At 61.2% G+C, this 20218-nt stretch carries 17 protein-coding genes and 2 pseudogenes; 10 read left to right on the top strand and 9 right to left on the bottom strand.

Translation table 11 applies throughout. From position 1 onward, the window contains the following. Positions 1–35 precede the first annotated feature (35 nt). The 4 genes from BO1_RS39795 (at position 36) to BO1_RS39780 (ending at position 3464) form a co-directional block, all read left to right on the top strand. Positions 36–1118 (top strand): BMP family ABC transporter substrate-binding protein, encoded by a 1083-nt coding sequence (locus BO1_RS39795; RefSeq protein ID WP_028222338.1) that lies wholly within the window; start codon positions 36–38, stop codon positions 1116–1118. Between the two features lie 253 nt (positions 1119–1371). Then, positions 1372–2394, top strand: a complete 1023-nt coding sequence (locus tag BO1_RS39790) for a beta-ribofuranosylaminobenzene 5'-phosphate synthase family protein (protein WP_028222337.1) — start codon at positions 1372–1374, stop codon at positions 2392–2394. Between the two features lie 46 nt (positions 2395–2440). Then, a complete protein-coding gene (locus BO1_RS39785; RefSeq protein WP_028222336.1) occupies positions 2441–2863 on the top strand; it encodes a hypothetical protein in 423 nt (140 codons plus the stop codon). Positions 2864–2969: 106 nt separating this feature from the next. Beyond that, positions 2970–3464 carry a bacteriohemerythrin gene (locus tag BO1_RS39780; protein WP_028222335.1) on the top strand — a complete coding sequence of 165 codons (495 nt, stop codon included), beginning with the start codon at positions 2970–2972 and terminating at the stop codon, positions 3462–3464. Between the two features lie 58 nt (positions 3465–3522). On the opposite strand, the gene BO1_RS39775 is transcribed toward BO1_RS39780, so the two are convergent. The 3 genes from BO1_RS39775 to BO1_RS39765 form a co-directional block, all read right to left on the bottom strand. After that, positions 3523–3966 carry a DMT family transporter gene (locus BO1_RS39775; protein ID WP_052409782.1) on the bottom strand — a complete coding sequence of 148 codons (444 nt, stop codon included), beginning with the start codon at positions 3964–3966 and terminating at the stop codon, positions 3523–3525. A gap of 97 nt (positions 3967–4063) precedes the next feature. Beyond that, complete coding sequence (locus BO1_RS39770; RefSeq protein WP_028222333.1) at positions 4064–4360, bottom strand: hypothetical protein; 297 nt, start codon at positions 4358–4360, stop codon at positions 4064–4066. Between the two features lie 45 nt (positions 4361–4405). Further along, positions 4406–5452, bottom strand: coding sequence for a porin (locus BO1_RS39765; protein WP_043288597.1), 1047 nt, complete (start codon positions 5450–5452; stop codon positions 4406–4408). Positions 5453–6163: 711 nt separating this feature from the next. Between BO1_RS39765 and BO1_RS39760 the strand changes: the two genes are divergently transcribed. Beyond that, positions 6164–8128, top strand: a complete 1965-nt coding sequence (locus BO1_RS39760; RefSeq protein WP_043288595.1) for a sigma-54-dependent Fis family transcriptional regulator — start codon at positions 6164–6166, stop codon at positions 8126–8128. Positions 8129–8400: 272 nt separating this feature from the next. Continuing rightward, positions 8401–8910, top strand: a complete 510-nt coding sequence (gene fae / locus BO1_RS39755) for a formaldehyde-activating enzyme (RefSeq protein ID WP_028222330.1) — start codon at positions 8401–8403, stop codon at positions 8908–8910. A 169-nt stretch (positions 8911–9079) separates the two neighbouring features. On the opposite strand, the gene BO1_RS39750 is transcribed toward fae, so the two are convergent. Continuing rightward, complete coding sequence (locus tag BO1_RS39750; RefSeq protein WP_043288592.1) at positions 9080–10042, bottom strand: LysR family transcriptional regulator; 963 nt, start codon at positions 10040–10042, stop codon at positions 9080–9082. 103 nt (positions 10043–10145) lie between these two features. On the opposite strand from BO1_RS39750, the gene BO1_RS39745 reads away from it, so the two are divergent. Both BO1_RS39745 and BO1_RS39740 read left to right on the top strand, forming a co-directional pair. After that, positions 10146–11501 (top strand): aspartate aminotransferase family protein, encoded by a 1356-nt coding sequence (locus tag BO1_RS39745; RefSeq protein ID WP_028222328.1) that lies wholly within the window; start codon positions 10146–10148, stop codon positions 11499–11501. Between the two features lie 51 nt (positions 11502–11552). After that, positions 11553–13070 (top strand): CoA-acylating methylmalonate-semialdehyde dehydrogenase, encoded by a 1518-nt coding sequence (locus BO1_RS39740; protein ID WP_028222327.1) that lies wholly within the window; start codon positions 11553–11555, stop codon positions 13068–13070. A gap of 419 nt (positions 13071–13489) precedes the next feature. Here the strand turns inward: BO1_RS39740 and BO1_RS39735 are convergent, their stop codons facing one another. From BO1_RS39735 to BO1_RS58435, 3 genes are all read right to left on the bottom strand, one after another. After that, positions 13490–14701 carry an NAD(P)/FAD-dependent oxidoreductase gene (locus BO1_RS39735; protein ID WP_028222326.1) on the bottom strand — a complete coding sequence of 404 codons (1212 nt, stop codon included), beginning with the start codon at positions 14699–14701 and terminating at the stop codon, positions 13490–13492. Between the two features lie 184 nt (positions 14702–14885). Further along, complete coding sequence (locus BO1_RS58440) at positions 14886–15077, bottom strand: hypothetical protein (RefSeq protein WP_084688625.1); 192 nt, start codon at positions 15075–15077, stop codon at positions 14886–14888. Positions 15078–15141: 64 nt separating this feature from the next. Further along, the gene (locus tag BO1_RS58435; protein WP_084688623.1) at positions 15142–15384 is read right to left on the bottom strand and encodes a hypothetical protein; all 243 of its coding nucleotides are present in this window, start codon (positions 15382–15384) and stop codon (positions 15142–15144) included. A 565-nt stretch (positions 15385–15949) separates the two neighbouring features. Between BO1_RS58435 and BO1_RS39725 the strand changes: the two genes are divergently transcribed. Continuing rightward, positions 15950–17440 carry an NCS1 family nucleobase:cation symporter-1 gene (locus BO1_RS39725; protein ID WP_028222325.1) on the top strand — a complete coding sequence of 497 codons (1491 nt, stop codon included), beginning with the start codon at positions 15950–15952 and terminating at the stop codon, positions 17438–17440. Positions 17441–17844: 404 nt separating this feature from the next. Continuing rightward, a pseudogene (locus tag BO1_RS58430) lies at positions 17845–18066 on the top strand (IS256 family transposase); the annotation flags it as partial. Between the two features lie 9 nt (positions 18067–18075). On the opposite strand, the gene BO1_RS54725 reads toward BO1_RS58430, so the two are convergent. Together BO1_RS54725 and BO1_RS60800 are read right to left on the bottom strand one after the other, a co-directional pair. Next, positions 18076–19608 (bottom strand): aminotransferase-like domain-containing protein, encoded by a 1533-nt coding sequence (locus tag BO1_RS54725; protein WP_043288589.1) that lies wholly within the window; start codon positions 19606–19608, stop codon positions 18076–18078. Positions 19609–19929: 321 nt separating this feature from the next. Continuing rightward, positions 19930–20163: pseudogene (locus BO1_RS60800) on the bottom strand (ISL3 family transposase); the annotation flags it as partial. Positions 20164–20218 lie beyond the last annotated feature (55 nt).

Below are 20218 nucleotides of genomic sequence, written 5' to 3'. Positions count from 1 at the left end.
TGTCGTCATCCAGATGTTATTCAAAAAGGTGATTTATGAACCCTCGTTTTCTATTGGTTGCGATGTCGATGGCTTACTGTGGCGTTGCCACGACGGCGTATGCGGACGGCTTCACGCTGAAAGCAAAGCCGAAGATCGCCATGGTGTACTTTAGCGCGAAGGATGACGGCGGATGGAGTCAATCATTCGACGAGGCGAGAGTCAGGATGGAAGCGGCGCTTGGCGAGAAGATTCCTTACGTCGAGAGTATTCCCGAAGATACCGCCGTTGTCGTGCCCGCTGTCGAGCAACTCATCAAGCGTGGCAACAACATCATTATCGGCACCGCGTTCGGCTTTTCCGACGCGTTCAAGGATCTCGCAAAACGCCACCCCGACGTCGCGTTCCTGAACGCAGCCGGTACGACTAATGGCCCTAATCTCGAGTCCTTTTACGGCCGCACATACGAGAGTCAGTATCTTTGCGGCATGGCGGCAGCCGCGGCCTCCAAGACCGGGAAACTCGGTTTCGTCGCCGCCCACCCGTTCGGCGTGGTCAACTGGACCATCAACGCTTATGAGCTAGGCGCGCGGAAGGTCAATCCCAATGCGGTGGTCACGGTCATTTACACCGGCGCATGGGATGATCCGGTGAAGGAACGCGCGGCCGCGACCGCCCTGATAGACCAGGGAGACGGGGTACTCGGCTCGCACACCGATTCCCCGACCGTTCAACTCGTTGCGCAGGAGCGCGGGGTATATGCAACGGGGCATCATAGAGACATGAGGCAGTATGCCCCCAAGTCGACCGTTTGCTCCTCCGTGTGGGTGTGGGACAAATTCCTGGTCCCCGAAATCCGCAAGATCGAAGCGGGCAACTGGCAGCCGAACCCGAACGGCGCCTTGATCGAAATGAAGGACGGGGGCACCGATATTGCCGGGTTCGGCAGTGCCGTGCCGGCGGACAAGCAGGCCATGATCATGGCTGAACGTGATGCCATCATGAAGGGCAAGCAGATCTACGCAGGGCCCATCGTTGACCGCGACGGCCAATTGCGCGTGCCCGCGGGCCAGGTGCTTTCCGACAAGGACCTCTGGAAAATGGACTGGTTCGTGAAGGGCGTCATCACCCAGAAATAAACCGCGCGTAGTCGCCGAAAGACGTCGAAATCGACAACTGCCGGTCGTCCCTCGAAACGTATGACCGGCATTTCTTTCGAGCGATTTCCCCCCGCTTCGCGGCGGAGGGAGCGACGCACTTTCATCAACCCGGCGCGCGCGCAGCGATCCGATCGCAGTTGCGTCGCGCAGACGCCTTATACAGCCGTGCGACATGACACTTCCATCGGACGGCCCAGTTCCATCGTCTCCCAACCGCGCCAAGGACGCGTTCATGATGCAATCTACCGCGACGAAACTTCACCAAAGGCAAGCCAGTTCCGTCACCGTGAATGCGTCTGGGCGGCTCCATCTCGGCTTCCTCGATCCGGGCGCGACGCTCGGCCGGCGTTTCGGCAGTCTCGGCCTCGCGATCGACGGCATGAGCACGACGCTCGACATTCGATTCGCCACCGGTGTCGAAGATCGATACACGGCGGAGCCCCACGCGAGCGACGAACTTCCGCGCGTGCGCGCGCACATCGGCGCGCTCAAGCGCCTGAGCGAGCGCCACGCACCGCTCGACGTGCGGCTGCGCCGCACCCTGCCCGCGCACGCGGGGCTCGGATCGGGCACGCAACTGGCGCTTTGCGCGGGCCACGCGTTCGCGCGGCTGCACGGCATCGCACTCGACTCGTCGCTGATCGCACGCGCGCTCACGCGTGGCGCGCGCTCGGGAATCGGCATCGCGGGCTTCGACCGGGGCGGACTGATCCTCGACGGCGGACCGCGTTCGAGGATGGATCTGCCGCCCGTGCTGGCGCGCATCGCGTTTCCTGACGCGTGGCGCGTCCTCCTCGTGCTCGACAGCGCCGACACGGGTTTGTGCGGCCCCGCCGAAAGCAAGGCGATGGGCAGCCTGCCGCCATTTCCGCAGGCGCTCGCCGCCCACGCCTGTCACCTCGCGTTGATGCAGATTCTTCCGGCTGCCGCCGAGCGAGACTTCGCACCGTTCGCCCGTGGCGTAAGCGAGCTGCAAAGCGGCATCGGCCAATATTTCGCCGCATCGCAGGGCGGCATGTACACGAGCCACCATGTGGCGCGGGTGCTCGACTGGATCGGGGCACACTATTGCGCGGGTATCGGCCAAAGCTCGTGGGGCCCGACGGGCTTCGCGATCCTCGCCTCGCAGGACGAGGCCGTCCATGCCGTGGCGGCCGTGCGCAACGCCGGGTTGGTCGCCCCCACTCTGAGGCTCGAAATCGTCAAGGGACGCAATACCGGCGCGAACGTCGTTCGCTCCGTGGTGCCGGGCTGAAAGCCCTTCGCCACTAGTCCCGACCGCGCTTCAAGTTCGACACAAGATGGAACGGTTTTTTATCCCTCGCGCGTTCACGCCGCCCCCGCAAACGCGGCCATTCGACGTGAATACGGCCGTCGATGCCGGATATCGCGTCCTGGACCTCGACGCCGATGCCGGCACCGTGCGCCTACACGCGACAAGCGCCGCAGGGCCGCGCATGGCGGTCTGTCTCTCAGGCAGCACGAGCGAGAATCCCGGGTATGCGGTGCAGCGCGGCTCGCTGCCGTTGCCTGGCTCGCCAATGCCGCTGGATACGCGCCGTTTCGTCGAAAATCACGCCGACATGAGCGGCTTCGTGCGCCTGCTCACACGCAGTCTCGTGCGCACGGGCGCCGTGTTCTCCGAGCCGATACAAGGCGTCAACGGGCGCTTCATCGGCGACATCTCGGTGAACGACAAAGGGGCATTGCTCGTCATGCGCTGAATCATCGACGATGCTTGCTCGCCACGCTGCAAGTCACCGGCGCCGGGGCGGCAGTTTCGCCAACCTCCCCGGGGCCGAAATACCCATACGTCAGGAGATAACGTAAATGCAGAACCAGAACTTTACCGTCACCGCTTCAGGCGACGATGTCGAGGCGCCCGCGCCCGTCCACGACACCAACCTCCTCTGGTCCGACGCTCGCTTGTTGGGCTTCACGCCCATGGACGACGTGCACGAGGAGTTCTACACCGTCGCATTGCAGCTCGTTGCCTGCACGGATGCGACCGCCGCAGCCGCGTTGGAACAGTTCGAAAAGCATGCGCTCAGCCATTTCGCGCAGGAAGACGAATGGATGCGCTCCACGAACTTTCCTCCGCGCGACTGTCATATCGACGAACATACCGCCGTGTTGAAGTCAGTCAGCCAGGTCAAGGAAGCCGTCGAGCAAGGGCATGCAGGTGCCGATCTCGTCCGGAATCTGGGTATGACGCTCTTCGAGTGGTTCCCCGGACACGCCGATTACCTCGATTCGGCACTGGCCGCCTGGATGACGAAGCAGACCAAGGGCGGAAAGCCCGTCGTATTGCGGAAGAAGATTTGATGCGTGGGTCCAGGAGACGAAATTCCCTGGACCCACGCTGAAGCTACCAGACAACCCCCTAACGCCGCGACTGCAGCCAGACTCCGCCAAGGATCAGCAGGACGCCGCATAACCGCTGCACGCCGATCGGCTCTCGTGCGACCGCCATCCATCCTTGATGGTCGATGGTCACGGCGCCGAGCTGCTGTCCCAGAACGACGCAGCTCAGGCAGAGCCCGACGCCGATCTGCGGCACCGACGCCATGGTACTGACCACATACCCGGCACCGCATAAACCGCCAAGCCATGCCCACCACGGAATGCCTTGCGCCAGACCCATCGTCACGCTCGGCCCCGAACCGGATCCGTTCCGGTTGACGAGAACCAGCAGGCAGAGCGTGAGCGTCCCCACGGCGAACGAGATCAACGCCGCTATCAGCGGCGTGGTTACAAAACTGCGTAGATGGGCGTTCATCGCCGTCTGAATTGCAACGAGCACGCCACCCGCAAAGGCGATCAGCATCGCAGTACTGGAAGACATACCCCGCCCCTTGAGTTCGATGAATCAACCTGCGCGATCACGGCGAACAGCTTCGCTGTGATCGCGCATGGGCCCACGGTCAGTGACTGGCCGCAGCGGGGGTATCCGCAGCTTTCTTCTCCGCCTCCTGGATATTTTTGGGGTAAGTTGCCGGATTCGTCGTGGCGGGGTTATACCCCGCGTCCTCGAGCTTTTTCAACGATGCGTTCTTGCGCGCTCGCGCTTCCTTGCGGGCCGCCTTGCGTTGTGCCTTGGTCAAGGTCGCCGACGCGCTGGCCGAGTTTGTGTTGGCTTGTGCGCAAGCCAGGTTAGAAACGAAGGCGAATGTCAGTGCGGTGATGGCGATCGAAATCGACCGAACAGCGGGATTTCCCATTTCTGTCTCCGGCAATTTATTATGGATATCAGGCGTATGCAGCGATCAGAACCTATGCGTAATGCCCGCCATCACACCGACCTGATCCAACCCGTCGAGCGGTGTGACACCATATTCATAGACCGTCTGGGAGCTGTGAGCGGAATTGCGGGAATAGCCGGCATTCAGGTAAAGCGAGGTGCGAGCCGACAGCGAATACACGACGCCCGCAACGTACAGCGTCGGATCGCCAATCTCGGGATTGTTCGACAGCGTCTGATAAGCGGCCGCGCGCAATTCCAGAGCCGGTGAAACGTCATAGCGCGCCCCGCCCCAAATAACCGACTTGGACGGCGACAAATCTCCCGTCAAACGTTGGAACCCCGCGAGCAGCGTGGCCGGCCCGATCTTGTAAGCGGCGGCAATCGTGCCGATTTTCTCGACCAGCCCAGACTCGTCCACGGTTGCCGTGTCCGTTCCGTTCGTTTTCCGCAGAACGGCGCCCACGCTCAACGGGCCGCGGTTGTATTGCGCCCCCAGCTCATAAGCCTGCCCAGACCGGAAATTCCCGGCGACACCCCCGATCGACATCAGCCCTTCGAACGTGAAGCCTCCATAATTGTTGGACACGTACTTGATCGAGTTATTTTCGATAATGTCGGACAGCGGATTAAGCTGTGCCTGCCCGCCGTAAGCGGAGAAGTAGGTCGGGTCGAACGTGACCGTCTCGTCAAAGAGAACCGAGAACTGCCGTCCAACCGTCAGCGTTCCCAGCCACCCTTTGAGACCCACATAGGACTGCCATCCAAACGCCGAATTGGGCACCCATGCTTCCCCGTTATTCATGTTGAATGACTGGGAAAGCTCGAAGATTGCCGACAGGCCCCCGCCCAGATCCTCTGTTCCGCGCAATCCATAGATCGTCGGAATGGATCCGTAATTTTGAACATTGACCGCGGAATGCTGCCCGTCCGCACGGGTCGTGTACTGAATGCCCACATCGAGAATGCCATACAGCGTCACACTGCTTTGTGCCATCGCGGCGCCCGACGCACCCGACAAGATGACAGCTGCAATCAATCCAACCGTCGTAGATCCTTTCCGATTTTGCATTTCCATTTCCTTAGTTATATTAACCATCCTAACTAATGCCCGCGAGAACTTTGCATAAAAAGCCAATCGAAATCAGACAAGCTAAACCGCTTTAATATTTGCTATTCCTTACAAACAGCCGATGCGATTTTTCGCAGCCCCGTAGACGCATGAGGACGCACTCTATCCAGTTTGCAAAATACGATCACTGTACAGATGGCAAGAAGCCGACAAACCGTACAGCTTATAAAGCCATACCGTATAGCTCGTTCGCAAGCGGCCGGGTTGCGAGGGCAGCCCGCCATCGCAACCCACACCTGTACAGATATATCTACCTGTACGGCATTCGCGATATCCAAATGCGGTAGGAAATCAAACCCGGCGCTGTGTATGTCCGGCTGATTACGTCGCTTCTATACTGCGTTCGAAAGTTGCCGGTTAGCACCGCTTTGGGTCGCCGTTCATCGGCTAGTGGGCCGGATTTTCGACAAGAATCCGGGTCCTTTGGGCCGCGCTCGAAGAACGCATCCGCGCAACGGCTAGAACATCTCGCGCAACTCAACCCGACAGGTCGCACCTCGACAAGACCTGCGGGAAGGTCCGCGACGGATGGATCGGATGCCGGGTGACGCCCGCCGCCCCTTCCGGCTATTGGAGATTCATGTCATGCAGTCAACCCAGTATGCCGAGGATGCTGGAAAGCTCCTGTCCTGCGAAGGCACGCTAAACAACATGGTGCGCGAGCGGCTCGGACATAGCCGCCCGGAAGCCCTCATCCTGCGCTCGTGGACGCGCTGCGTGAATGAGCACGGCCTCCATCCCGATGTGTGCCGTCCGCCTCCCGTGCTAACGAGCGCCGAACTCGCGCGTCGCCAGCAACGCCTCGGCGATGTAATCGACTGCGCGAAACTCGAAATGTCGACGCTCTACCAGCAACTCGGCGACACCGATCTCGCCGTGGTGCTGAGCGACACCGATGGCGTGATCCTGCACCTTGTTTCCTCACCCAACTTTACCGAGCAGGTGGAGGCGTGGGGCTTTTGCGTAGGTGCCGTGTGGAGCGAGGACGAGGCCGGCACCAACGGCATCGGGACCTGTCTCGCCGAGGGCGAGGCCATCGCGGTACGCCAGCACGAACACTTCTTCTCGCGCCACGCCGCGCTCACCTGCTCGGCCGCGCCCGTGTTCGACGAACGCGGCTCGATCGTGGCCGTGCTCGATGTGACGAGCCGTTCACCGTTGCTGCAACAGCATTCGCTGGTGCTCGTCGGGATGTCACGGCAGATGATCGAAAACCGCCTGCTCGACGTTCGCCATGCACAGGCGCACAGACTGCATTTCCACAGCCGGCCCGAATTCGTGAACACCCTGCATGGCGGACGACTCACGGTGGACGCAAACGGCGTCGTCCTGTCCGCCAACCGCAGTGCGTTGTTCCAGCTGGGTTGCGCCACGCTCGCGGAGATCGCCGGCAAGCACATCACGGACTTCTTCAACACATCGCTTGCAGAAAGCGTCGCGCGTAGCGTGCAAAGCTCGTTTCATCCGGTCGCGTTATATCGAGCACATACGTCGAATCGCTTCTTCGCCGTGGCGCAGGAGCCGCTCAAGTCTTCCGCTGACACGAACCGGGCCGATGCCGTCTCGCGCTCCCGCCCCGTCACCGCGCGCGCCGCAGCGCCCCGGCGCAACACCGGGCGCGATCCCGGCGGACCGCGCGTCGAATTCGGCGATAGCCAGCTCGCCCACCAGTTCCACCTCGGCGAGCGCGTGATCGACCGCGGTGTCGCGGTATTCGTTCATGGCGAGTCCGGTGCGGGCAAGGACGTGTTCGCCAACGCGCTGCACGCGGCCAGCGCGCGCCGCGACCATCCGTTCGTGGCGATCAATTGCGCATCGCTGCCCGAGCATCTCGTCGAAAGCGAGCTCTTCGGCTATCGCGCCGGGGCGTTTACGGGCGCGCAACGTGAAGGGCGGCGCGGCAAGATTCTGCAAGCCAACGGCGGCACGCTCTTTCTCGACGAGATCGGCGACATGCCGCTCGTGCTGCAGGCGCGTCTGTTGCGCGTGCTCGAAGAACGCGAGGTGACACCGCTCGGGTCGGAGGACGTCATCAAGGTCGATTTCCAGCTGATCAGCGCGAGCCATCGCGACCTGCCTGAGTTGGTCGCCAACGGACAGTTTCGGGAAGACCTCTATTACCGGCTGAGCGGAATCACACTGCGCGTGCCGCCGCTGCGCGAGCGCGAAGACAAGCTCGCGCTCATCCAGCATCTTCTTGAAAAGGATAACGAAGTATCTACCGCGATCGGCACGCGGGCGCGCGAGATCCTGCTCAATTACGCGTGGCCCGGCAATGTTCGCCAACTGCGCAATGTACTGCGCACAGCCGCGGCTCTCTGCGACGGCCACGAATTGACGCCGGCACATCTCCCCCCGGAGATCGTGCGCGGCGTGGATGCCTCCGATGGCCAGCCCCTTGGACACGCCACACCGCCGCTTGCCGAAGATCCATCCGCGAGCGATTCGAACCTCGACGACGCCCCGGCGCTGAACGCGCTCCTGCAAGCCGAACGCGATGCGCTTGTGAGAATGCTCGACACGCATCATTGGAATGTGAGCAAAGTCGCAGCGCGACTGGGCGTGACGCGTAACACGCTGTATCGCAAGATGCGGCGCATCGAGATCCGGCGCTGACCACGTCGGGTCGCCGTTACGAGGAGGAAGCATCGTGGTCACGGGTATCGATCGCATTTCGAACGAGCACAGATTGCACCGCGTCGGCGTTACACGCCGCCGCCTGCACGGAGTCGTCGCTGATTCAGTCACCCGTTGCCGGCGCGCCGCTGGCAACGCACGATGACGCGCACGCTCCATTCACCGGTACGGCGACGCGCCACGCGCGGCTCGCTAGACCAACACTGTCACAACCTGGCTTCATAACCGTGTTTCAACTGGAGACGAATACTATGGCAAAGATTGATCGCGTGCTGGTCGGCGAATCCCTCGTCGGCGACGGCAACGAGGTGGCCCATATCGACCTCATCCTCGGACCGCGCGGCTCGGCGGCGGAGACCGCGTTCTGCAACGCGCTCACCAACAATAAGGATGGCTTCACGTCGCTCCTCGCCGTCGTGGCGCCGAACCTGCTCACCAAGCCCAACACCGTGATGTTCAATAAGGTGACGATCAAGGGCGCGAAGCAGGCGGTGCAGATGTTCGGCCCGGCACAACGAGGCGTGGCGATGGCGGTGGCGGACAGCGTCGAGGATGGCACGATTCCGGCCGACGAAGCCGACGATATCTTCGTCAGCGTCGGCGTGTTCATTCACTGGTTGGCCGACAACGACCAGAAAATCCAGGACTACAACTACCGCGCCACGCGTGAGGCAATCCAGCGTGCGGTCAAGCGCGAGCCGCGCGCGGCCGAAGTGGTGTCGCGCAAGGGTGAAGCGCACCATCCGTTCGCGGCGGCCTGACCGCGCGCTTTAGCGCATATCGCACCGGCCCCGAGCGTCAGGCGAGCTGACTTCGGGGCCGCCCCGCCCGCGGCTGGGCGGCGACAACCGGCCGGCATGGCGGCGACGCGTTGCGTGCTGCGATGCCGGCTGCCGTCGACCCGCCCTGCTCGACTCAAGCGTCTCGCAGTCACTTCACGGCCACTGCGGCCGCCGCATGCGCCGCTTCCAGACACGATTGGAACAGCAGCGCCGCCCGCGATGGCTGCGGCGAACGCCTCAGCATACCGACATACCGGCATACGTAGTAGAACCGTTGAGGGGCGATCGCCTGAATCAGCCCCTTGCGTTCGAAGCTCTTTGCATAGTGATCCGGCAGGAAGCCGAGAAAGCGTCCGGACAACACAAGAGTTGCAATCGATTCCTGGTCGAACGCGGTCGCGCTGCGCGTCAGCTTGGCGCGATGGCTCAGTTCCATGTTCGGTGAATGAAAGCCCAATCCGGCGAACGCATGATTATGGAGCGCGGCCCAGGTCAGACGACCATGCGGGGCGTCGAAAAGCGGGTGCTGGGCGCCACAGTAGAGCTGCATCCGCTCGTCGAACAAATTCATGTAGATGAGGCTGCGCGAGCTGCGGTGCGCGGGGATAACCCCAACGTGATAACTGCCGTCGATAAGCCCACGCTCGACCTCGTTGATTGACGCGACGTGCAGGTTCAGCTCGACGTCGGATGCTTCGTCCGTGAACTGGCGAATCGCGTCACCTAGGCGCGCGTTTGGGTTGGTCGCCGTCTTGTCGAACACGGCGACGTGCAACTCCCCCCCCATCCGGTTATGAATCCCGTCGATCCGGCTTCGAAAGGCCTCCACCGATGCGAGCAGGCTCAGCGTCTCCTCATAGACCGTCTGGCCCTCCGGGGTCAGCGTGAAGCCCGCACGTCCGCGCCGGCAGAGCACGAGGCCAAGCCGCGTCTCCAGATCCTTGATGTGGCGGCTTATCGTCGAGATGCCGATGTTCAGGTCGAGCTCGGCTGTCGCCATCCCCCCGCACTGCACAACGCTCCTGAAGACCCGCAGCAGCCGCAAGTCCATATCGCTCAACTGCCCGAGCAGTGCGCGGCTCTTCGGCTTCCTCGATTCATTTGCTTGCATGATTGAGCAAGTGAAATTTGATATTGCGACATTTAAAAGAGTAATCGGCGGCACGACAATCCGCAACATGTTCACCGAGAAGGGGCGCACCGCGCCGACCAACATGACCGCTCTAACCGCAACTCAGCAACAGGGCAGTACCATCCGTACCGACGCAGACTGGCTTGACGCGCACTGGATGCCATTCACCGGAAACCGCCAGTTCAAGGCCGAGCCGCGCATGATCGTGTCGGCCAAAGGGGCGTACTACACCGACGCCGACGGCCGCAAGATATTCGACGGCTTGTCGGGCCTCTGGTGCACGGGCCTCGGCCACGGCCGCACCGAAATCGTCGACGCGGTGAGCCGCCAGGCCGCGCGGCTCGACTACGCGCCGGCGTTCCAGTACGGTCACCCGACGTCGTTCGAGCTGGCGAACAAGATCAAGGACCGGATGCCGGAAGGGCTCGACTATGTGTTCTTCACCAGCTCCGGCTCGGAAACGGCCGACACCTCGCTAAAGATGGCGCGCGCCTACTGGCGCGTGAAGGGCAAGGCCACGAAGACCCGCCTGATCGGCCGCGAGAAGGGCTATCATGGGGTCAACTTCGGCGGCATCTCGGTTGGCGGTATCGGGGCGAACCGCAAGCTGTTCGGCCACGCGGTCGATGCCGACTTCCTGCCGCACACGCAACTGGCCGCGAACGCGTTCTCGCGCGGCATGCCGGAACACGGCGCCGACCTGGCCGACCGCCTGCTGGACCTGATCGCGCTGCATGACGCGTCGAACATCGCCGCGGTGATCGTCGAACCGTTCTCGGGCTCCGGCGGCGTGATCGTGCCGCCGAAGGGCTATCTGCAACGCCTGCGCGATATCTGCACCGCCCACGACATCCTGCTGATCTTCGACGAAGTCATCACGGGCTTCGGCCGCGCCGGCGCGATGACGGGTGCCGAGGCGTTCGGCGTCACGCCGGACATCATGAACTTCGCGAAGCAAGTGACAAACGGCATGCAGCCGCTCGGCGCCGTCGTGGCGAAAAAGGAAATCTACGACACGTTCATGGAAGCGGGCGGCCCCTCATACATGCTCGAATTCCCGCATGGCTACACGTATTCGGCGCACCCCGTCGGGTGTGCCGCGGGCATCGCGGCACTCGATCTGCTGGACAAGGAAGATGCCATTGGCCGCGTGCGCGAACTCGCACCGCATTTCGAAGCCGCCGTGCATGGCCTGAAAGGTCAGCGCCACATTGCCGACATCCGCAACATCGGTCTCGCGGCCGGCTTGACGATCGCCCCAGTGCCGGGCGAGCCGGCGCGCCGTCCGTATGAGATCGCGATGCGCTGCTGGGCGAAAGGCTTCTATGTCCGCTACGGTGGCGACACGATCCAGCTCGCGCCCCCCTTCATCTCGGAGAAGCACGAAATCGACAACCTGATCAACGCGTTGTCCGATGCACTGAGCGAAGTCGACTGATACGCGCGACGCGCGATTTACGACCTATGAATCCACAGGAGAGTTTGAGCGATGAAACATGAAAGTAACCTCACGTCCACGGTCGGCCACCTGATCGACGGCAAGCGCGTCGAAGGCGGCGTCCGCGTCCAGCCCGTGTTCGACCCGGCGACAGGCATCTCGAAGACGAGCGTCGTACTCGCCGACCATGCCACGGTCGAGGCGGCCATCGCATCGGCCCAGGCGGCATACCCTGCCTGGCGCAACACGCCGCCGCTCAAACGTGCGCGTGTGATGAGCCGCTTCAAGACGCTGCTCGAGGAACATGCAAACGAGCTTTGCGCCCTGCTCACGGCCGAGCACGGCAAGGTGCTTGCCGACGCGATGGGCGAGTTGCAACGTGGCATCGAGAACGTCGAGTACGCGAGCTACGTGCCCGAGTTGCTCAAGGGCGAGCACAGCAAGAACGTCGGTCCGGCGATCGACTCGTGGAGTGAATTCCAGCCACTCGGCGTCTGCGCGGGCATCACGCCGTTCAACTTCCCGGTCATGGTGTCGCTCTGGATGTGGCCGATGGCAGTCGCCTGTGGCAACACGTTCGTGCTGAAGCCGTCCGAGCGCACACCTTCGTCGACGCTGAGGATGGCGGAGCTCGCGCTCGAGGCTGGGCTGCCGCCCGGCGTGCTGAACGTGGTCAACGGTGACAAGGAAGCCGTCGACGTGCTCCTCACCGACTCGCGTATCAAGGCAGTGAGCTTCGTCGGCTCGACGCCGATCGCGGAGACTATCTACAAGACGGGGTGCGCGCATGGCAAGCGTGTCCAGGCGCTCGGCGGCGCGAAGAACTTCGCGATCGTGATGCCGGATGCCGACATTGGCAATGCGGTGAGTGCCTTGATGGGCGCGGCCTATGGATCGTGCGGCGAGCGTTGCATGGCGATCCCCCTCGTGGTCACGATCGGCGACCAGACGGGCGACGCGGTGGTTGCGGGTCTGCAAGCTGAAATCGCCAAGATGAAGGTCGGCCCGGGCAACAGCGCGGGCGTGGACATGGGCCCGCTCGTCACGAAGCAGCACTTCGAAAAGGTCAAAGGCTACGTCGACGCTGGCGTCGAAGCCGGCGCAAAGCTCGTCGTCGACGGACGCGGCGTGAAAGTGCCTGGCCACGAGAATGGCTACTACCTCGGCCCGTGCCTCTTCGATCACGTGAAGCCGGGCATGCCGATCTATCAACACGAAATCTTCGGCCCGGTGCTGGGCGTGCTGCGCGTCGCGTCGCTCGAAGAGGCCATGGCGCTCATCGACGCACACGAATACGGCAACGGAACGTGCCTGTTCACCCGTGACGGCGAAGCAGCACGCTTCTTCAGCGACAATATCCAGGTCGGCATGGTCGGCATCAACGTGCCGCTGCCCGTGCCGGTCGCGTATCACTCGTTCGGCGGCTGGAAGCGTTCGCTATTCGGCGACCTGCATGCATACGGCCCGGATGCGGTGCGGTTCTATACGAAGCGCAAGACGATCACGCAGCGCTGGCCGTCGGCCGGCGTGCGGGAAGGCGCTGTATTCAGCTTCCCGTCGAACCGCTAAGTCGGGATGGTCGTGGGCGGCGTTGGCCGCCCCACGCGAGTTGTCGAGGCAATGCCCCGGCCGTGATGTTGGCCGGGGCTTGTCGTTTTTGTTTGTCCTTTTGCTTGCCCAATAGGGTGGCGTTTCCGGCGTGCCAGCTCCGGCATCAAGTTATTCGCCATGGTAGATCGACGGCGCGCGAAGAGGCACGGTAGTTGTTGGCATACCGTTCGCTCGCGGGAACGGTATCCGCTGGCGCGACCTGTCGACAAAATAGGGAGTTCGTTCGGATGCAACCTGCTGGAGACGATTGCACGACTGGCACAGCGCCGAATTGCAACGACGTCACCCAACTGCCGCCGCTGGTTGACGCCATTCACCCATTGCCCTTGCTCGCATCCGAACGTTGGGCCGCCTCGCGGATGACACTGATCCGCAAACTACGCGGAGACCGTGAATCTTTCGACGCTTCTGACCGCATCTTCGAACGAAGCGTTTTCACTCATCTTATTGCGCAAGATCGCGAACGCTTTGGGCGCATTTACCGTCACCACGCCAACCAAGCGATGTTTGTCGCGATACACACCAATGAACGGACGAGCGTCGGGGGATCCAGTCAGCATCACCACTTCCGAATCCGTCCGTCCCATCGACTGGATTCGCATGCCATATTGATCCGACCAAAAATAGGGGATAGTCGTAAAAGGCGTAGCACCATTGCGCCCGGCCAGCAGGTTAATCGCGGCATGCCTTCCCTGGTCCGCCGCTATCGTCCACTGCTCGCTGCGCATCGTCGTCCCGCTCCATGCGTTCGGCCACCGTGCGACATCGCCTGCGCCATAGATAGACGCGTGACGCGTATTCAACGTGGCGTCGCATACGAGACCATTCGATACCTCAAGGCCTGAATTTGCCAACCATTCAATGTTTGGGACGGCTCCAATGCCGACCACAACGACATCGGCAGGGATTTCCGTACCGTCGCCGAGCATCACCGACTTGACCCGCTCCGTTCCGCGCAAGCCGTTAACCTGGGCCGAGCAAATCAGCTTGACGCCGTTTTGCGCATGAATCTCGCCGAAAGTTCTCCCCAAGCGCACGCCTAGCACGCGCGTGAGTGGGGCGCTTGCGGCCTCCAGTATCGTGACTTTCGCGCCCATCGACAACGCGCTCGATGCGACCTCCGCACCAATGAAGCCCGCGCCGATTACAACCACGCTGGCCCCTGGCTTCAATTCGTCTTTCAACTTCAATGCGTCGTCTAGTGTGCGCAGTGTGTGCACCCCGGCCAGCGGGCGCCCCATCGGAAACTCGCGCGCTCGCGCGCCCGTGGCGATAACCAGGCCGTCAAAACGGATGTCGTCGTTGCCAATCGTCAGCCGTCTTGCATCCGCATCCAGATCGGTTGCTTGCATTCCGAGCAGCAGTTCAATCCGATTATCCACAAACCACGGCAAATCTCTGTATGCCGGCGCCGCCGGTGCCAATTCCCCACTCAAAATCTGCTTGGAGAGTGGCGGGCGATCGTAAGGCAAATGCGGCTCGGCGCCGACCAGCAGGATTTCCCCATCGAAACCCTTTTGCCTTAGCGTCTCCGTTGCCTTAAACCCAGCGACGTTGGCTCCAACCACGATTATTCGCTTCAACTTCATGCGCGCATACCCCGCAAAATTCAATACTCTCTCATGTGTCGATAGTTCGGCTTTTGCATTGTTCGATGCGGATGCCGGGCACGTACCAAACGCTAGATGACGCGGCAGCGTCATGTCGCCGGCCTTTCAGAAGGCCAGGCCATCAAGCGCCCGTGCGGGGTTAACCCCCGCAGTGAGCAAAAGGCTAGGATCTCACTCGCGGCGCGGCGCACGCGGCGTTCCCGCTAGACGGGTCACGCAGTGATTCGGTGATCGCATCGACAAGGCGTTCTAGCGTGTTGAGAGAGCCATGTACGCTGTGATATTCGACCTGGCCGATTCTTGCATCGAGAACGACGGTCATGCCGCATTGCCGTGCGATATCCACAAGGTTCATTTCAGCCTCCTACATTCAACGGGCAGCACAGTGCGAATCCATCGCACGTCGCCCCGATCCCCTGTCACACCCCAGCGTAATACCGGCTCGACCTGTTGAGTCGGGGGTCTGGAGGATAGACACGCCACACGCCGTCGCCGTGCTGGAAGAAGAAAATCACGCGTTCAGCACCATTTCCCATGGACTCAACGCGCACGCAGCGTGGAACACCGCGCGGAGACATCGTGAACCGCCGAACGCGCAGCAGTGTGGCGGGCGAAAACCATTTGTCGATCAACGCGCGCAAAGACGAAGACGTGCTGTCCATTTGCCCCTCCTGAACAGGGATGCTCGCAATTTACGGGTATCGAGATTACGACAGGCCGTCATGACTCGAAATATACGGCCATCCGTTTCTGGATCTACCGTGAATGTCCACCCGTCCTACCGTACTGACGGGTTGCCCAAGACAGTTCGACGACATATGGGCGGCTTCCATTTGGACCTTTTGTGCAGGCATCCGTGGAAGCGTTCAGCCTGCGGGCGGTGGAGGATCGCGGATCGTCGCCCAAACGGGGCTGTCACGTTTCCCGTTGCATCAGTCCACCCTCGGCCGCCCCACTGTCAAGGAATTTCAGCCATGACGGTTTGCACCGGCTCACATGACGCTTGTGCGGCGAGAGCGCCGACTGCACATGTTCTCTGCAATTTTAGACATGGACGATCCTTGTCACGATTCAGTCGCGCAATGATCGGCGCGCATTCGAAGAAGTCGCGGGGAACAGGCTTCTTGAAACGCCGCTTTGCGGGAGAACTTGACTCGCGCGAATCGCGCTGTACCCGTCACCACACATTTTCAAACCACGTGGGTTTTCAACTTTGAGGTACTGAGCATGTCAAATATACCGAGCGATCGCTCCGATCTTTGGAACGAGGACATCGCCCCTACGGATGCAGCTCACCGCACGTGGCGTTGGCGCCACTATGCCGCTTTATGGACCGGCATGGTGATGTGCATCCCCTGTTACATACTCGCCTCTGGCCTGATCGATCAAGGCATGTCGGCGCTTCAAGCAGTCGGTATCGTTCTGCTCGGCAACGCGCTCGTGCTCATCCCAATGCTTCTGATCGGTCACTCCGGCGCGAAGTACGGTGTTCCCTTTGCGGTGATTGTCCGCTCCTCGTTTGGCACGCGTGGCAGCAAGCTGCCGGCATTTCTTCGCGCCATTGTTGCCTGCGGATGGTTCGGCATCCAGTGTTGGGTGGGGGGCAGCGCGATCTACGCGATAGGAAATATTCTTTTCCATGGCGCCCTCGTGGGTCCGACCATCGGCTGGATCGGCATCGATGCCGCACACCTGGTCTGTTTCCTGATTTTTTGGGCCATGCACCTCTATTTCATCTCGCGCGGTCCCGAGTCGATTCGCTGGATCGAGACCATGACGGCTCCTGTCAAGATCGTCATCGTTCTCGCATTGCTCTGGTGGGCATACGATCGCGCTGGCGGCTTCGGCCCGATCTTGAACGCACCCTCGCAGTTTGTCGAAGGAGGCAAGAAAGCCGGCCAATTTTGGACGATCTTCTGGCCGTCGTTCACCGCAATGATCGGATTTTGGTCGACGCTCGCGCTCAACATCCCTGACTTCACGCGATTTGCCAAGAGTCAACGCGATCAGTGTATCGGTCAAGCGATCGGACTGCCACTTCCGATGGCTGGCCTGGCCTTTATTGGCGTGGCCGTCACGTCGGCGACCGTCACCATCTACGGCAAAGCGATCTGGGACCCCGTTGACTTGGCGGGCAGGATGGAAGGCGTTGCTGTCGCGATTGGTCTTGCGATCATCACACTCGATACGTTGTGCGTGAACCTTGCCGCGAACACCGTCGGTCCCGCTTACGACTTTGCCGCGATCTTCCCTCGATATATCAACTTTAGCCGAGGCGGATACCTCACTGCGATAATCGGCATTGTGGTCATGCCGTGGAAACTGATTGTGTCCACGCAAGGCTTCATTTTTACGTGGCTGATCGGTTACAGTGCCTTGCTCGGACCCGTCCTTGGCATCATGCTTGCGGACTACTGGCTGATTCGTCGGCGTAGCATCGACGTGAACGATCTTTTCGAGGAACACGGTCAGTATAGTTTCAAGAACGGTTGGAACCCGGCCGCGCTCATCGCGTTGGGGATTTCCGTCCTTCCCAATCTCCCCGGCTTTCTCGCGGCCGCGTTTCCTCAGACATTCGGCTGGGTGCCTGGCGGATTTAAGGAGATTTACAACTACGCGTGGTTCGTTGGGGTATTTCTCTCCATCGCAATCTACAGCGCGCTAATGCGAACGACGGCCCAACGCTCGACAAGTCGACTCGATATCGAAAGCGTGTAACGCAAAGAGGCCTACTACCCGATTGAATGGATTTCCCGCACTCGTCGGTCGCACGGGGCGGGAACGCCATTTTGCCGGCGCCAAGTGGACCTCTGCCTCAGGCCAGGTGATCGATGTGAAGTCCGTATCGCTCCGTGCGGCGACCGTTTCCACACAGTCCCGGTCGTTTTCGGCCGATCACCCGGCAACGGGCGACTCCCTCCGAGGCTCGAATGCCCGAAACGCGCGCGCTCCGGCACGCCGGATTGCCTTGCGGACTGTGTGGCCGGAAGCTAGCGGCCGGCGCCACCGACCAAGGCATAGGCGCTCCAGAAGCGCGGCTGCCAATAGAGCAGCTCATCCATGCCGCCGAGCATGTCGCGCCCGGCGCGCGCGAGTGCCTCGGCCCTCGATTCGGACGGATCAGCTGCGCAGCTTCGGAACGCCACAGCACGACGCGCACGCATAACTACGCGTCCCGAGTGAGTAATCTCGGTCTGGCATTCGAGCTAATCGAGAAAGCCGAGAAACCGTGGCGCCGTATCAACGGCCCAGAAAAGATCGAGCTGTTACTTCAGGGTATCGCCTTCAAGGACGGCGAACCGCTGCAAGACGATCGACCGGTGCAACGCAAACGCGCCGCTTGAAATCGACCGTCACGCCGCTGCCGATACGCCACTCCTGGCGTTACCTCTCGGCACACGCGCGGAAACGCCTCGTAGAAAGGACTGGAGTTCCGGCGAACCACAATGCGCGACATTAAAGCGAAACCAAACGCTGTCCGACGATGGCGAGAGCATAAATAGATCCCCTCCCACGAGGGCAATCTTTGCCGCCCTGGCTTCTGCTGTGATCCGTTCGGCATTGAACTCGGCGGATGGCTCGATCCGCCATCCGGCACTGACGAAGAGGCCGCCACGGGGCGTGGCGAGCGGGGTCACGCCGACTTCCGAAAGAAATGAAAGAAATTGCTCGCGGTCGTTTGCGAGGCGCATCCGCAGTCGATCGATATAACGGCGGTGCCCCGGATCCGACAAGACCTCGTGTATGCAGCGTTCATTCAATTCCGATGTGGTCAGGCCGCATGTCATCTTCGTCCGGACAATATCGGAAACCAGATGATTCGGGCAAAGGATGAACCCTGTCCGCAAGGATGGGGCGAGGCTCTTGGAGAAGCCGCCGAGGCAAATGACCCGATTCAACCCATCCAGCGATGCCAATGAGGGGTCAGAAGGCGACGCGAGATCGCGATAGATATCGTCTTCGACGATGAGGAAATCGTATTGCTCGGCCAACGCGACAACGCGGTAGGCCTGCGGCGCCGATAAAGTAGACGAAAGCGGATTTTGCAGGACCGAGCTGAGAAAAATCGCCTTGGGCCGGTGTTCCGCGGCCATCGCGGCCAACATGTCCACGTGCAGTCCATCCGGTCCCCGGGGAACGCCGAGCATGCGGATGCCATAGTTGCGCAGAAGATGGTTCGTGTTGAAGTAGCCGGGCTCTTCGACGAATACCGTGTCACCCGGCTGCAGAATGGTTCGGACAACGAGGTCGAGGCCATGCGAAACCCCGCTAGTGAGGATGATCTGCTCCGGCGAGACCGCGCAGAATCGCTCGGTGAATCCGCGGGCGAGCAGCTGGCGAAGGCGCGGAAAGCCGAGCGGATGACCATAGCCGACCAGACGCTCGGCGGGCATCTTGATGGCCTGCCTGAACGCTTGCAACAACATGCTCTCGCTACACCACTCGGGGGGAAGCACGCCCGAACCCACCGGCAGCAGGTCCGAGTCCTGGTTCCAAACCAGCACCGGCAGCCACGAGCCGGATGCCGCTTCCCTTTTGTCCGGTGCCTCATCCGACAGTGCTTTCACGTGCGCGGCGCGCGACGTGACGAAGTATCCGGAGCCCGGGCGCGAACTCAGCACGCCTCTGGAGACAAGCACCTCGTATGCCTCGGCCACCGTAAAGGTGCTCACGTTAAGCGATTTAGCCAGTTCGCGAACCGACGGGGTCTTCGTTCCCGGACGGAGCCGGCCCGACTCGACCATGGCGTCGAGCTTTGCAACGATCTGCTTAACCAGGCTCACACCTCGTTGACGCTCGATCCGCAGCTCTTCCAGCAGCGTCGATTCACTTCTGGGCGAGGATGTCGTGGGCAATGTCGTTACCTCACAGCAGTTGGCCAACATTGTATTTTCCGCAGATATGTGCGCCACCGATGGTGGTGCGTGAGCAACCAGGGGATTCCCTGTCGGCTATAATTTCTTGATTGCGCTGCGCTGCAACGCCTTCATTTGAAATCACACCTTGGGTGGATTCTATCGACGGCTAGCCCCTTGAAATAGTAGGAAAACAATACGTTTCGTTTCATAATTGGAACGCTCGCGGTGCTAGCGCCTCCCTTACGCCGACATCGCATTCAGACAGCCATTGCTTGGCCGATTCAACGGATCGATCCAACGCATCAAAGGCCGTGAAGTTGGCCATTTAACTCAGAACATGCTGAGACATTTAGGGTGGCTAATGTCAAGACGGTACTCGAATAGCGGCAGATCTCGCACCCGCCAAATCGTGGCCTCGTAAATCCGCGAGCAATGCGCCCCGCACGGCTTGCAGTACAAGGGCTTGCTGACCGGCTTCAGGTACAGTGACAGCGTCCGGGCTTCGCCCTGCGGTCATTCCGCACGCGCCAACCGATAACCTGTCCAGCAACCCAACGCCTGAAGTGCCTTGCGATCAAGCAACGCTGCCCCCTGACCTTCATATACTCAGGTCAAGTTACGCAATCGCCCCCTAAAC

Origin of the sequence: Paraburkholderia oxyphila NBRC 105797 (genome assembly GCF_000685075.1) — a bacterium.
Lineage (GTDB): Bacteria > Pseudomonadota > Gammaproteobacteria > Burkholderiales > Burkholderiaceae > Paraburkholderia > Paraburkholderia oxyphila.
This window is presented reverse-complemented; position numbering and strand designations above follow the sequence as displayed.

What these genes read in the sequence shown, in the direction of transcription:
- BO1_RS39745 (WP_028222328.1), top strand. Translation starts at nt 10,146, where the DNA reads ATGACCGCTCTAACCGCAACTCAGCAACAGGGCAGTACCATCCGTACC.
- BO1_RS39735 (WP_028222326.1), bottom strand. Translation starts at nt 14,701, where the DNA reads ATGAAGTTGAAGCGAATAATCGTGGTTGGAGCCAACGTCGCTGGGTTT.
- BO1_RS39760 (WP_043288595.1), top strand. Translation starts at nt 6,164, where the DNA reads ATGGTGCGCGAGCGGCTCGGACATAGCCGCCCGGAAGCCCTCATCCTG.
- BO1_RS39740 (WP_028222327.1), top strand. Translation starts at nt 11,553, where the DNA reads ATGAAACATGAAAGTAACCTCACGTCCACGGTCGGCCACCTGATCGAC.
- BO1_RS39765 (WP_043288597.1), bottom strand. Translation starts at nt 5,452, where the DNA reads ATGCAAAATCGGAAAGGATCTACGACGGTTGGATTGATTGCAGCTGTC.
- BO1_RS58440 (WP_084688625.1), bottom strand. Translation starts at nt 15,077, where the DNA reads ATGAACCTTGTGGATATCGCACGGCAATGCGGCATGACCGTCGTTCTC.
- BO1_RS39750 (WP_043288592.1), bottom strand. Translation starts at nt 10,042, where the DNA reads ATGCAAGCAAATGAATCGAGGAAGCCGAAGAGCCGCGCACTGCTCGGG.
- BO1_RS39725 (WP_028222325.1), top strand. Translation starts at nt 15,950, where the DNA reads ATGTCAAATATACCGAGCGATCGCTCCGATCTTTGGAACGAGGACATC.
- BO1_RS39775 (WP_052409782.1), bottom strand. Translation starts at nt 3,966, where the DNA reads ATGCTGATCGCCTTTGCGGGTGGCGTGCTCGTTGCAATTCAGACGGCG.
- BO1_RS39790 (WP_028222337.1), top strand. Translation starts at nt 1,372, where the DNA reads ATGATGCAATCTACCGCGACGAAACTTCACCAAAGGCAAGCCAGTTCC.
- fae (WP_028222330.1), top strand. Translation starts at nt 8,401, where the DNA reads ATGGCAAAGATTGATCGCGTGCTGGTCGGCGAATCCCTCGTCGGCGAC.
- BO1_RS54725 (WP_043288589.1), bottom strand. Translation starts at nt 19,608, where the DNA reads ATGTTGGCCAACTGCTGTGAGGTAACGACATTGCCCACGACATCCTCG.
- BO1_RS39770 (WP_028222333.1), bottom strand. Translation starts at nt 4,360, where the DNA reads ATGGGAAATCCCGCTGTTCGGTCGATTTCGATCGCCATCACCGCACTG.
- BO1_RS58435 (WP_084688623.1), bottom strand. Translation starts at nt 15,384, where the DNA reads ATGGACAGCACGTCTTCGTCTTTGCGCGCGTTGATCGACAAATGGTTT.
- BO1_RS39795 (WP_028222338.1), top strand. Translation starts at nt 36, where the DNA reads ATGAACCCTCGTTTTCTATTGGTTGCGATGTCGATGGCTTACTGTGGC.
- BO1_RS39785 (WP_028222336.1), top strand. Translation starts at nt 2,441, where the DNA reads ATGGAACGGTTTTTTATCCCTCGCGCGTTCACGCCGCCCCCGCAAACG.
- BO1_RS39780 (WP_028222335.1), top strand. Translation starts at nt 2,970, where the DNA reads ATGCAGAACCAGAACTTTACCGTCACCGCTTCAGGCGACGATGTCGAG.